The organism is Methylomonas sp. MS20, assembly GCF_050275925.1.
Lineage (GTDB): Bacteria > Pseudomonadota > Gammaproteobacteria > Methylococcales > Methylomonadaceae > Methylomonas > Methylomonas koyamae_A.
The window spans coordinates 2,289,451-2,301,885 of sequence record NZ_CP189962.1; the positions used below are offsets into that span (position 1 = coordinate 2,289,451).

At 58.1% G+C, this 12,435-nt stretch carries 10 protein-coding genes; 3 read left to right on the forward strand and 7 right to left on the reverse strand.

Going from position 1 to position 12,435, the window contains the following annotated elements; all coding sequences use genetic code 11:
• Positions 1–65: 65 nt before the first annotated feature.
• Positions 66–686 (forward strand): TetR/AcrR family transcriptional regulator, encoded by a 621-nt coding sequence (locus tag ACQE3D_RS09915; protein WP_064025625.1) that lies wholly within the window; start codon positions 66–68, stop codon positions 684–686.
• Between the two features lie 153 nt (positions 687–839).
• Positions 840–1,367: an SRPBCC family protein gene (locus tag ACQE3D_RS09920; protein WP_071160677.1), complete on the forward strand. Its 528-nt coding sequence runs from the start codon at positions 840–842 to the stop codon at positions 1,365–1,367.
• Between the two features lie 478 nt (positions 1,368–1,845).
• On the opposite strand, the gene ACQE3D_RS09925 is transcribed toward ACQE3D_RS09920, so the two are convergent.
• The 6 genes from ACQE3D_RS09925 to ACQE3D_RS09950 form a co-directional block, all read right to left on the reverse strand.
• On the reverse strand, positions 1,846–4,287 hold the full coding sequence (locus tag ACQE3D_RS09925) for a TonB-dependent siderophore receptor (RefSeq protein ID WP_313728110.1): 2,442 nt from the start codon (positions 4,285–4,287) through the stop codon (positions 1,846–1,848).
• A 650-nt stretch (positions 4,288–4,937) separates the two neighbouring features.
• A complete protein-coding gene (locus tag ACQE3D_RS09930) occupies positions 4,938–5,951 on the reverse strand; it encodes a FecR family protein (protein WP_313728109.1) in 1,014 nt (337 codons plus the stop codon).
• Between the two features lie 6 nt (positions 5,952–5,957).
• On the reverse strand, positions 5,958–6,455 hold the full coding sequence (locus tag ACQE3D_RS09935) for an RNA polymerase sigma factor (RefSeq protein ID WP_168030527.1): 498 nt from the start codon (positions 6,453–6,455) through the stop codon (positions 5,958–5,960).
• 280 nt (positions 6,456–6,735) lie between these two features.
• On the reverse strand, positions 6,736–7,191 hold the full coding sequence (locus ACQE3D_RS09940) for a hypothetical protein (RefSeq protein WP_064026144.1): 456 nt from the start codon (positions 7,189–7,191) through the stop codon (positions 6,736–6,738).
• Between the two features lie 333 nt (positions 7,192–7,524).
• Positions 7,525–8,385, reverse strand: coding sequence for a transglutaminase family protein (locus ACQE3D_RS09945; protein ID WP_064026146.1), 861 nt, complete (start codon positions 8,383–8,385; stop codon positions 7,525–7,527).
• Between the two features lie 4 nt (positions 8,386–8,389).
• Positions 8,390–9,187 (reverse strand): transglutaminase domain-containing protein, encoded by a 798-nt coding sequence (locus ACQE3D_RS09950; RefSeq protein ID WP_064026148.1) that lies wholly within the window; start codon positions 9,185–9,187, stop codon positions 8,390–8,392.
• Between the two features lie 353 nt (positions 9,188–9,540).
• Here ACQE3D_RS09950 and ACQE3D_RS09955 point away from each other — a divergent pair, with 353 nt between their 5' ends.
• A complete protein-coding gene (locus tag ACQE3D_RS09955) occupies positions 9,541–10,239 on the forward strand; it encodes a 4'-phosphopantetheinyl transferase family protein (RefSeq protein WP_168030531.1) in 699 nt (232 codons plus the stop codon).
• A 948-nt stretch (positions 10,240–11,187) separates the two neighbouring features.
• Here ACQE3D_RS09955 and ACQE3D_RS09960 read toward each other — a convergent pair.
• Positions 11,188–12,318, reverse strand: a complete 1,131-nt coding sequence (locus ACQE3D_RS09960) for a hypothetical protein (RefSeq protein ID WP_313728108.1) — start codon at positions 12,316–12,318, stop codon at positions 11,188–11,190.
• Between the last annotated feature and the right edge of the window lie 117 nt (positions 12,319–12,435).

The following is a 12,435-nucleotide window of genomic DNA, read 5'->3' on the forward strand; positions in this document are numbered from 1 at the left end:
CATATTACCGTTAAGTCTAGGGTATCATCTTGGTTCGAGTCAACTGAATTTATTGGGTTTTACCGATGGTGAAATGCGGACGCCCTCCCAAGGGCGCTGAGCAACAAAGCCGCGACCGCGTATTGGACGCGGCGCTGCAATTATTCCTGGAACACGGCTACGGCAACTTGGCCATGGAAACCATTGCTCGTGACGCCAGGGTATCGCTACGCACCATCTATAACGAATTCGGCGGCAAGGCCGGCTTGTTCGGAGCCTTGATCAAGCGTTGCAGCGACCGCATTATCGACACGTTGGCCGGCGACATAGTTCCGGAGGTGGCGCTGGTCGAATTCGGCACGCAATTCTTGTTTCGGGTATCGCGCCCGGAAGTGGTCAGGATGCGGGCCATTCTGATCGGCGAATCGCCGCGCTTTCCCGATCTCGCCATTCAATTCTACGAGCATGGCCCGCGCCGCACGTTGGACTTGTTGAGCCGTTACTTTTCCACGCAGCAGCAGCTGGGCCGAATTCGGCCGGGCGACCCGGAGTTTTTGGCCGGCCAGTTCGTCAGTGCCTTGCGCAACGAGCGCTTTCAGCGCCTACAACTCGGTCTGGAACCGACGCCGGACGAGGCGCAGGTCGAAGCTTGGGTCCGGCAATCCTGCGAATTGTTTTTGCGCGGTTGCGCGACCGGCTCCGGATAAGTCTAACGCATCATGCGAGGCGAGCCGTAGCGCTGGACGGTTTGAGGTTAAAAACAATGAAATAAACCTGATAAAACTCAGGATATGTTCCCGAGTCTGACCAGGTCGCCGCCGTCGATAATGCCGGGCTTTTATCCACTACCGGTCATTACGATGCAAAAATTGCTACTCTCCTTCGGTGCGCTGCTACTGTCCAATTCCGTTCTGGCGCACGGTCCGACCCCGCAAAAAGCCAAGGAAAGCGTCACTATTCAGGCGCCGGTCGCCAAGGTTTGGGAAGCGGTCAAAAATTTCGACGACATCGGCCAATGGCATCCCGATTTGAAAGCCGCCGAAGGCGACGGCAAAAATGCCAGCGGCGGCACCCGCAAACTCACCTTTCAAAACGGTGAAAGCGTCGTCGAGGAACTGGATTACTACAGCGAGCCCGAGCACGAATACAGCTATCGCTTGAAAGCCGAAAACGTCAAGGCCTTCCCGACCAGTTCGCACACCGTCGATTTGAAAGTCGCCCCCGGCGATGGCGCCGACAGTAGCGTGGTGACCGTGAAAAGCCGGTTTTATCGCGGCGACACCGGCAACACCCCGCCGGAAAACCTCAGCGACGAAGCCGCCGTCAGGGCCATGACTCAATTTATCAAGGACGGTTTGAGCGGGTTGAAGGCCAAGCTCGAGAAATAGTCGTTCCGCGACTGCGGCGGCACTTCGTGGTATCGAAAGCGGTGCCGCGAGACTTGGTTACACATGCCGGCGAACCGGGGCGTTGCCGGTTTGCCGAAAGCATTGCCTCGTCCCTCCCTACAACGATGGTTGCTTAGTGCTACGTCGTTCCGGCATGGATTGCCGGACCCGTTGGAGCGCGGAGCGAATCCAGACGCCAAGGACGGATTTAAGCCATACCATCCATGGCACTGGATGCCCGATTCCCGGCGGGCATGACGGTCTTGAACAAATCTGACAAAGTAGAATTACGTCGTTTTTAAAAACCAGAGTAAGGACACTTTGCTGGCGATACGCCCGGATTCGCACAAAAATTGCGTGTTCCGGGGAGTCGAGAATGGAGCCGGATCGATTTGCGGCGAGTCGGTCGAAAGAACGTGGCTCGGTCGAGCGATTTTAAGCTTGCCATCACACTTAGAACACCGGTTGCGGGGCATGGTTAAAATTCAACCTTAAGCGAGCCCAGGAACGTGCGCGGCGCTCCCGGAATGATGTCCGCGCGCGGAATCGCCGAATCGATAGCGTCGGTACCGACGTAATAAATCTTGTCCAGCAGATTGTTGACGTTGAATTGCGCGGTCATCGTCGATCCCATCGCGCGAAAGCGGTAACTGATCGCGCTATCCACCCGCACATACCCCGGCAGTTGCACGCTGTTTTCCTTGTCGCCCTGTCGCACGCCCGCCAGGAAAGCGCCGGCTGCCAAGCTCAGACCGCGCAGTGGTTCGGCATCCACTTCGTAACGAGTCCAGATACTGCCGGAATGGCGCGGCGCCAGCGGCAGTTGATGGCCTTGATTGCCGTCGTTGTCCTGGGTGATCTTGGTGTCGGTCCAGGCGTAGGCGGCGTTGATGCTGAGATTGTCGGTCAGTTTGCCGTTCAGATCGAACTCCAAACCTCGGCTGCGCGCGGCGCCGATCGCGGATTGGTCGGTCAAGTCGGCGACGGTTTGGGTATTGGCGGTGAGTACGTTGCGTTTTTCCAAGTGATAAAACGCCAAATTCGCCGTTAGGCGGCCGTCCCAAAATTCGCTTTTGATACCGGTTTCGAATTGCGAGGAGGTTTCCGGCGCAAAAGGCCGGCCGTCCGCCGAGCGGCCGTTGTTGGTACCGAAGGCCGCGTTAAAATTGCCGAAGATCGACAACCAAGGCAGCGGCTTGTACAAAATGCCGACGCGAGGGCTGAAACGTTCGGTACGGTTGTAACTGAAATTGGCTTGCGCCGCGCTGAGCGAATCCGCAAAATTGTCGCCCCGCCCAGTCTCGGCCCAATCGTGGCGGCCGCCGCCGGTCAGAAACAGGTTGTTCAGCAACTGAATCTGATCTTGAAAATACACGCCGTGCCAGCGGTCCTTCATGACGCTGACTTGGCGAAAATCGCCCCAACCCGCAAAATCCACCAAGTCGACCGGTAATGCCGGAAATACCGGATTGAAAATATCCACCGCCGCGAACGGCGAGGTATCGAAGGCGTGGAAGCGGTAGAGGCTTTCCTTTTGGAAATAGTCGTACCCCAACAATACCTCATGTTTTAACCCGCCAGTCCGGAATTTGCCGGTCAGCGACAAGTCCGATGCGTAAAACGCCTGATCGTCGGTCTGGCCGACGCCGTTCCGGAACACGCGACGGTTGTCGTCCAGCAAAAATACTGGCTTGATGGCCCGGTCCATATAGGTTTTGTGCGGTACCGCCATGAAATGATGGCGGACGGTCCAGTTGTCGTCGAATTGATGATGCCAATTCAGATTGATCGCCAACTGGTCCTGATTGTCCAGCGGGTCTTTAGGATCGTTGAGAAAGCGACTAATGGGAATGTTGGCGGGGCGATTAAGCACGGCAGGTATGCCGTCGTCGCGTTGGAAGTCGTCGTTTTGAAACTCCAGACCGAGACTAAGCTCGGTGCGGTCTGACGGCCGCCACGTCAAAGTCGGCGCCACCAATACCCGTTCCATCGACACGTAATCGCGAAACGAATTGTTGTCCTGATAGGCGATGTTCAAGCGGTAAAGCAAGGTTTTGTCGGCGTTTAGCGGACCGCCGAAATCCAAATGAGTGCGATAGAAATCGTAGGAACCGAATTGCTGTTCGATGGAATGGTAGTCGCGGTCCAAGGCTTGTTTGGTGACTATATTGACCAAACCGCCAGGCTGGCCACGGCCGTACAACATCGCCGACGGCCCTTTCAACACCTCGATCCGCTCCAGATTGGCGGTGTCGAAGTTAAATCCCTCCAAGCGCATACCGTTCCGGAAAACCGCCGAATCGCCGACAAAGCCGCGTAGCACGAATACGTTGTAAACGCCACCGTCGACCGGCATGAAACCCACGCCGCTGACGGTTTCCACCGCTTGCTGCAGCGAATTGGCTTTTCGGTCGTTAATGACGGCGCGCGGAACCACTTGTACCGAGAACGGCGTATCGATGATCGGCGTATCGGTTTTGGTGGCGGTTTGAGTGTTGGGTAAGCCGTAGTCCGGATTGTGGGGATCGTCCGCGGCATAAACCGGCGTGCCCAATACGGTTACCGGTGGCATCGCGGCGGGCGCTAAATCTAAGTGGCTGGCGCCGGGCTTATGGCGCGCATCCTGGCTCAACACCACCGCCTGTGGTGTCGTAAACCGAAAGTTCAGTCCGCTACCGCTCAGCAATTGTTTCAAGGCTGGTTCCGGTTCTAGGCGGCCGGCGAGGGCTGGGGCGTGCAAACCGTGCGTCAGTTCTTCGTTGAATGCGATGCGGATTCCGGTGGCTTGCGAATAGGCCAACAAGGATTGCGACAGGCTCTGCGCGGGGATGGCGAATTCCACCGGTTCGGCGGCGGCCGGTCGCGCGGCGAGAACGGCGGCCACGGCGAGGCTTAACGGCAGGCGGGGCGAAAAATCCATAAAAACTCCTTTTGCGAAATTCGTGGTTATTTAGAGCCGGTCTTGGCCCTTGAGAAATAAGACGAAACGCAAAATCGGAATTTTCAAATTATTTTTGCTCGATCGATTCGGCTGGGTTTGGGAGACGGCTCTAGCGGGATGTGTTTGGGTTGAGATGCGGATTACGCGGATGCGGCCGGGTCTACGCTTCGGCTCCGCTCAGCGAACGGTTCGGCCCCGCTCAGCGAACGGTTTGGCTCCGATCAATGAACTGTTTGGTTAGGCTCATGGAACGGTTCGACGTTTCGGTTCAACGCGGCGAGGAAGTTGGCGGTGACGGGACGTATTCGATCGGATCAGACTGTGTACTCGCGCGCTGTTCGAGTTTGGAAGAGTCGCAAGTTATTCGATCCAGGAGACGCACAGGCTGATTGATAGGGCCGCCGGCTCAACTGAGCCGCCGAGCGGGCTGAGAAGGCTTGCCGTTGGCTGAATGTAGTCGCTACGGGCTGAGAGGGCTTGCCGTTGGCCGAGCGTAGTCGCTGCGAGCTGACAGGGGGGGTGCCGTTGGCTGAGAGGGGGCACCGGTGGCTGAGCGGAGTCGAAGCCCCGGTCCTTAGGCGCTGCTCGGCGAGAGAGAAAACCTCGTAACCGGCGTTTTGGCGGAAGACTTATCCGCGCCGCAAGAATACCCAGCGTCCGGCAAGTTGGTAGGCGTGCAAGCCCAAGCTTTCGGTGATTAGAGCCAGCGCTTCGTCCGGACGGCTGGTGTCGAAAATGCCGCTCAGGCGAAGTTGTTCCAAATCCCGTTCGGCCAGAAAAATCCGGCCGCGCCGGTAGCGGTTGAGTTCGGCCACCACTTCCGAAAGCGGCCGGTTGAAATACTGTAGTTGTTGTCGGTGCCAGGCCGATGCGGTAGTGGTGTCGGCCTCGGCGTTAACCGGTTCCAAACCCTCCCCGAAGCCGACGGCGGTGCCTTCCGCCAACATCGGCAGGTGCGCGCCGTTCGCCAAGTCTATGCGCACCGCATGTTCGTAAACCGTGACCTCGGTGCGGTCGTCTTGTTCGGCGACGTCAAAGGCGGTGCCTAGCGCGCGCACCGTGCCTTGCCCTGTACTTACCTCGAACGGCCGGTCGGCGTTGGCGGCGACCCGGCACCAGATCTTGCCGCGGTGCAGCTCCAGTAGCCGGCGGGTGTCGCTGTAATGCACCGAAACGGCGGTATCGGTATCCAGCAACAGTTGCGAGCCGTCCGCTAACGCCACGGCCAACTGTTGGCCAGGCGCGGTGCGATGATCGGCCAGCCAGAGGCCAAGCTGGTTGCTCGACAAGACCGCCGCGATCAGAACGCTAGCCGCCAGCCCCAAGTGTTGAATTCCGAATCTGCGAGGCGAACGGTGGGCGTCGCTGAGCGAAGCTGTAGCTATCGGCGCGGCCACGACGCCCAGTTGGGCGATGTCCCGCCACAAGGCTTGCGCCCGCCGCCAAGCTTCGTGATGCGTGGGATCGGCGCGCAGCCAGTCTTGAAACGCGGCGCGGTGACCGGCGTTCGCCTCGCCGGAGCTGATCAAGGTCAACCAATACAAGGCTTGTTCGTCGGCCGGGCCGGCCGGCAGTTCCGGGAAACCGTTCGCACCGGTGAGGCGGGCATCCGTTGGATCGGTGTGTTCTGATTCGGCCGACATCGTGGCTTAATCCGGCATGCGTTTCTGGCAGAACGATAGGGCTTCGTTCAGATATTTGAAGATGCTGTTATAGGCCAGTCCGGTGACTTGGCTGATTTCGGTGAACGATAAATGTTGAATGTGGCGCATCACGAAAATCTGGCGATTTTTCTCTGGCATTTCGGCAATGATGCGTTCCAACATCGCCATGCGCTGGCGGGCGGCGATCGTGTCCTCCGGCGATGGCGCCGGATCGATCAATTCCGGCCACGCCTCGAACTCGATCCGCCGGTCGTCGGCGCGGCGTTGCTGGCGGATGTGGTCTATGGTTTGGTTGGCCGCCATTTTGTACAGAAACGCCCGTGGGTTTTGCACCTGATGACGCTCCAGGTAGTTGGAAAAGCGCATGAAGCAATCGTGCAAGATATCCAATGCCGTTTCCGGACAATCGATCCGTTGCTTGATGAAACGCAGCAATTCGTCTCGGTGCAGGGCCAACAATTCGGCGGCGATCGGCTTGGACATGGGCATCTTCCTGATTCGTGGTTTTTTAGCTTATCCCGTTTGTCGGGAGGCTTTCAAGTGGGTTGCGCTTTTCCTCAATTCCCTCAAACTCAACGTCGGGTTCAAAAGGGTGGCGGGAATTCAAGATGGCATAGGGTGAGACTGAACGGCTATTGGCTATTAGCCGCGACAGAAGGCGTCTTGCGCGGAGGTATTTCTATCGCACGTCTATCGGGATCGAGCCCGCGTTGAGACAGGCCAGCGGCCCCTTCGGCCGAGCGCCGAAGGGGCCGCGCGGGACTTAGGCGTAATACAGTTTGCGCAACTCCAACATCGACGGGGCGCTGAGTTCCTTGCCATCGCTGGCGCGGGTGACGCTGTACACGGTTTTCAGCAACGTGATTTCCTCGCCGGCGGCGGCGTATCCGACCACGTGGTGGGCGACGTCCAGATTCCGGCGTTGCAGGCCGCCGTTCAGACTGTTGAAGTCGGCAATCATGCCGGCGTGAGGCGGATTCATCACCGCACCCCACCAGGGCAACTGTCCGACGTCGTGCGCCCAGGTGTCGCCGATGGATTCCGGCGGCAGGCAGCGTTCGACCAGCAAGTCGCCGATCACCGCGTATTGTTTGCGACTGATTTTCGCGGGTTCTTCGCCCACGGTGTCGCGGCATTCCAGAACTTCGCCATTAACGAAGCTGTCGGTTGCCGGAATGGTTTTGTTCCATTGGCCGTCTAAATTTTTGTGTTCGAACATATTGCCTCTCTCTAGGTTTAATGGAATGAAGAGCTGGCCCGGTTTGGGGGATTGCCGTTTGCCGGTAAGAAAACCGACAATTTGGCGGCGAGCCGGGTATTTACAGATCGAAATTAGCAAAATCGCGGCCAATTTTCGCGAGCGGCTGGATGGTTTTTTTTGGAATTTAAGTGACTGAAATTAAAGTGTTTACTTTCTAAATCCGCGTAAATGTTGCGGTTTTTAGGTGGGATTTAGACGTTCCCGCTGCGATGTGGGGTAGCCGATGGCCGCGACAAATTGGCGGTTTTGCGACAAGCGGCGATTGCTTTATCGAACCCGAGCGCATCGAGGTCAGCGCAACAAATTGACTTGTACGTTGACCAACATCCGAGTCGAGATTTGTCTGGGGCCGATGAAACTGCCCGATACCGGCGGCACGGTTTCCGGATTGCGGGCCACGGCGACCGCGATATGGCGGTTTCCGGTCATTTGGCCGACGGTCGGGTCGAAGCCTTGCCAACCTATCCCCGGAAAATAAACTTCGGCCCAGGCGTGGGTCGAGGCATTGCCGGCTTCTGTCGCCGGAGCGTGCAGATAGCCGCTGACGAAGCGGCTGGCCAGACCCAGCGAGCGGCAGGCTTCGATAAACAGCGTGGCGTAGTCGCGGCACGAGCCGCTGCCCAGATGCAGCGTGCGGAGCGGCGATTGCACGCCGGCTTCCTCACGGATTCGGTATTGGAATTTGTCGTGTATGGCCCGGTTCAAGGTGGTTTGCAAGTTCAGCGCGTTCAGCGTCTGGACTTTCAGACCGATTTCGCGCAGCCAACATTGCAACGCGGGCTGGTCCTGCTGAAAAATCGGCCGCTGGTAGGCCGCCAAGTCCGCTAATTCGCCTGCCTCGTAGCCAAAAGGGCCGGCGAGAGGAAAGTCGTCGGCACCGATGTCGCGTACCGGATCTTCGTAGTGCTGGATGACGACGTCGCTGCCGATGCGCAGCCGGTTGGAGGTTTGCTGAAAACGCACCAAAGCCAGCGAGTTGTCGAACACGTCGCGGTACCACTGGATGGCGTAAGTGGGGCTGATGTCCAGCCGCGACGATTCGATGCGCACGTCGTGGCCTTCGCGTGGCCGCAGCAACAGCCGATGACAGTTTAGCGTGACCGGCTGCGAAAACAGATATTCGGTAACGTGCTGTATCCGTAGCCGTTGCACGCCGTCATTCCCGCGCGTTGGCTAAACGCTCGACGCCGACCGCCATCCGGGTTGGAAATAGCGGCGGGCCGAATTGAGTGAATACGGCCACGTCGGCGGCATCGTGACCGTAGGCAACGATCACGCGGCCGCCGCGCGGTTCCCGCTGGGTTGGATCGAAGGCATACCAACGGCCGCCCACATAGGCTTCGAACCAGGCGTGAAAATCCATCGGCCGCAAGCCGTACAGGTAACCGACCACCATCCGCGCCGGGATGCACAGAGCTCGACACAAGGCAATGCCCAGATGCGCTAAATCCCGGCAGACGCCTTCGCCGGCCAGATTGACTTCCACCGCCGAAAGTTGGGACAGGCCGGCCGCCGGATTGAAGCGAATATTGGCGCGCAGCCAGCCATTGACGGCGTCCACTTGGTCGTAGCCCGGCGTGTAACCTCGGACGATCTCTTGCGCTAGGTCGATGAAGCGGTCCGATTCGCAATAGCGCGACGGCAGCAAATAGGTCAAGACCGTGTCGGGCAAGGTTTGCACTTCCTCGAACGGCGCGCCGGGCGCGACGTCGACTTGTTCGGAGGTGCGAATGTCGGCGTTGGTATGGATAGACAGAATCCCCGGCGGCGCGATCAAGCGCTGGCAAAGATTACCGTAACCGTCGGTGTATTCCAGAACCTGAACCGTCGGCTTGATCGTGTAGAACTCGCTGGAAATCCATTGATTCGCGCCGCTACGTGGCCGCAACATTAGAATAAACGGCGTGGGAACGCCAACTTCAAAACAGATGTCGCAACTGGTTCGCAGCCACATGATTCTCGCCCCGTTGGAAATCAATTGAGTCCGCAGTTTACGTGAATGTGCCCGGCACGGATATAGAAACCGATCGGATGACGGTCGAGCGTGCTTAGGCCCCGCGGCAAGCTTCGCGTTTTCAGGTCGTGCGGGTAGGGAATCGCCGCGCGTCGATTTTAACGGCGGCTGGCCGTACAATTTCGGTTTTTGGGCTGTTGGATAGCGATGATCGAAACCCTTTTAATCGAGCGGCAAAGTGCTCAGCGGTACAGGCGCAGTCCGGCCGACTCATTGACCTCTAGAAGCAAATCGGCGAGATCGCCAGCGGCGCTCGAAGGGCAGTCGGTATCGCATCGACCCGGCGGGCGCCGATGAACGGCGGCTTCGTTGACGTTTGGCAGGGGCGTTTGGATTTGCCCGAAGCGGTCACGATTCGGCTGGCCGAAGTGTTAAGCGAGGACGAGCGCGCCAGAGCCGCCGCGTTCAAGTTTGCGCATTTGCGCGATCGCTACGTGGTCGGGCGCGGTTTGCTCCGGCAAACCCTGGCCAGCTATACCGGTAGCGATCCGGCCGGATTGCGCTTCCGGGTCGGCGAATTCGGCAAGCCGGCCTTGTCCGGCGGGCCGGGCTTCAATGTCTCGCATACCGCCGACGCCTTATTAATCGCGGTCGCCGACGCGGCCGACATCGGTATCGACATCGAGGCGGTCAAGCCAGCCAGAGATTTGTCCGGCTTGGCGGAACGCTGTTTTTCGGTAGACGAGTATGCGGTTTGGCTGAGCTTGGCGGAGTCCGAGCGCGTCGCGGCGTTTTACCGTTTATGGACCAAGAAAGAAGCCTTCGTCAAGGCAGTCGGTCGCGGAATCGCGCTGGGCGTGGAGCTCTGCGAGTTCGATGTAACGGCGGGCGGCGGGCTGCGCAAGGTGCCGGACGAATACGGACCGGTCGAAGCCTGGCGGGTCGAGGAGCTGGACGCCGGTGCTGATTTTAGCGCGGCGCTGGTCGGCCCGGCCCGGGCCTACCGCTTGCGACGACTGTTGCTGGCCGACGGGTATGGCGGCGGCATTTAATGCGCAACATCGAACGGGGTGTTATACACAAAACTTGTGGATAACTCTGTAGGCAAGCCGTTAAGTGTGAGGCTAATTTTCTGAAAAATAAAAGAAATGATCAAATTGATCGAATATTGGTCAGCGCCGGGGCTTAAGGCGGAGGGTTTTTAATAAGTTGCTGAAATTTAAAGACTGAAATTGGCCTGTAACCTAGGCCGTATGGCAGATTCGAGTAAGGAGTCGCGATTTTTCCCAGCTTGTGCTCAACATCCTTGGATAAGCGCGAGAAATTCACAAAACTTGTGGATAACGCTGTCGTTAAGTCGTTTATGACGGTGATAAGTCACTGATGCGTATGATTTTCCGTTAAATTGGTTATTTTTTAGACAACTGGTTCATCGGCGGCTATGGTTGTTGACGTGTTCACGGAGGGCTGTGGGGCGTATTCCGATCAATCGTGCCCCCTGTCCCGATACAAATCCGGCCGGATTTTGTCGTTGCGTGCGGTGAGGTAAGGAAGCGCCCGGAATAATTGCACCGCGTCTCGAACGGTGGTAAGCGCCCAAGCGTACCGCTGGTTTAATTCCGCTAGAGGCAATCCATGCCGCCAAAAAGCAATGGCTCGTCGATGCGGCTGTCGGGCCGAGAGGGGGGGCAAAGTGTCTTTTAGCCTGGCGCTAGGATCGACACCATTGAGTTTGACGGTGCCGAGCAGGGTTTTAATGTCGGCGGCACGTTGGCCGGCATCGACGCAAAACGTCACGATATTTTCATCGCAAGATGGCTATTGGATTCGATCGGGTCCTCGGCATGGACCTTAATCGTACGGCAGCGCAACATCTGTTTGCACACTTCAGAAGATGCCTGCGGATGAAATCCGGAACGCGGTTGGGATGAACGGCTTTTCCCAACCGCGTTTGGTCTAGTGACGTCCGCCGTCCGACGGCCGTCGCCGGGCGGGGTCGGTTATTCGCAGCTCAGCGACGGATCGTTGCAATACGCCACGTTTTCCCACTGGAATGGCTGGGACTTTCTCGGATCGATGGTCAGGCGCAACCACTCCGACGGCGCGGTAGTGGAGCCTTGCACGGTAATACGGGTCAAGTTGGGCACCGCTTGGGTGTGGTGAATCACGCCGGTGGCGCTGCTGGGGTCGGCCAGCGGCCGGTCGGAACCGTAGACGTGCGAATCGCCGTTCAATAACAATACTTGACCACGAAAATCATCCGTTAAGTCGGCCAGTTTTTGCACGATCGGCGTGTAGGCGGAGAGTTCGTTGGTTGTGGCGGTGATGGCGGCCGGGTCCCACATGTCGGCTTGAATCGCGATGACGACGGCGCGGGCATGGTCTTTTTTCGCTTTCTTGAAGGTCGCTTCCAGCCAGCGCAAGTCTGCGGCGGTGCGTTCGGCCACTTCCTGATCCTGAGCGGCTTGATTGGCGAAAGTGCCGGCCCACGGCAGAGTGTCGTTATTCGAGCCAGGTACGTTCAAGGTGGCGAACACGACTTTGCCTTGTTGCCACATCGCGTTTTCGACAAATTGCGCGTCGCTTGGAAAGCTTGGGTCGAAGGCGCGCGCCTGACTGACGACTTGGGCTTCTTTACCTAAGGTAACACCCGGTTTCGCAAAAAACAGTCCGCGCACGCTGGCCAGTTCTTTTAAAGGGTCGCCGCTTTTGAATTGCTTGGATTTTTGGCAATCGGTCCATTCGTTGTCGCCTGGCGTATAGACGACGGGCTTATCGAATTGCTGAAATTGGTAAAAAATCTTTTGGTTGTAGCCCGGATTGGACAGCGGAATCGGCGGCAGGATGTCGGCGCTGGTGCAAGGCATGCTGCCGGCGTGAATGTCGCCCACGTGGATCAAGCGGCTGACCGCCGGGTCGGCGTTCACCGAGTCGATCAGCAAATGTGCATTGTCCAGCAGTAACGGGTTGTACGGCCAATCGCCGATGACCGCGATCGTGACCGGCCGGTCGGCATTATCGTCATCGCGTCGGTCGCTGTCGGCGTTGGCCGACGCGGCAAACACCAGGCTGGCGGCAGATAGCGCGGTAGCCCATGTCAGTTGGTTGAGGGTCAAAAATCGAGCATTCATCTGGGGGGGGCCTTTATTAATGGTTTTCGACGGGGACCGAGCGCGCGCTTGAAGCAGAAAGCCATGTCGGCGTCTGGCCAACAATAGGCCAATCGATTTGGCGGGCGAACGGGGCCG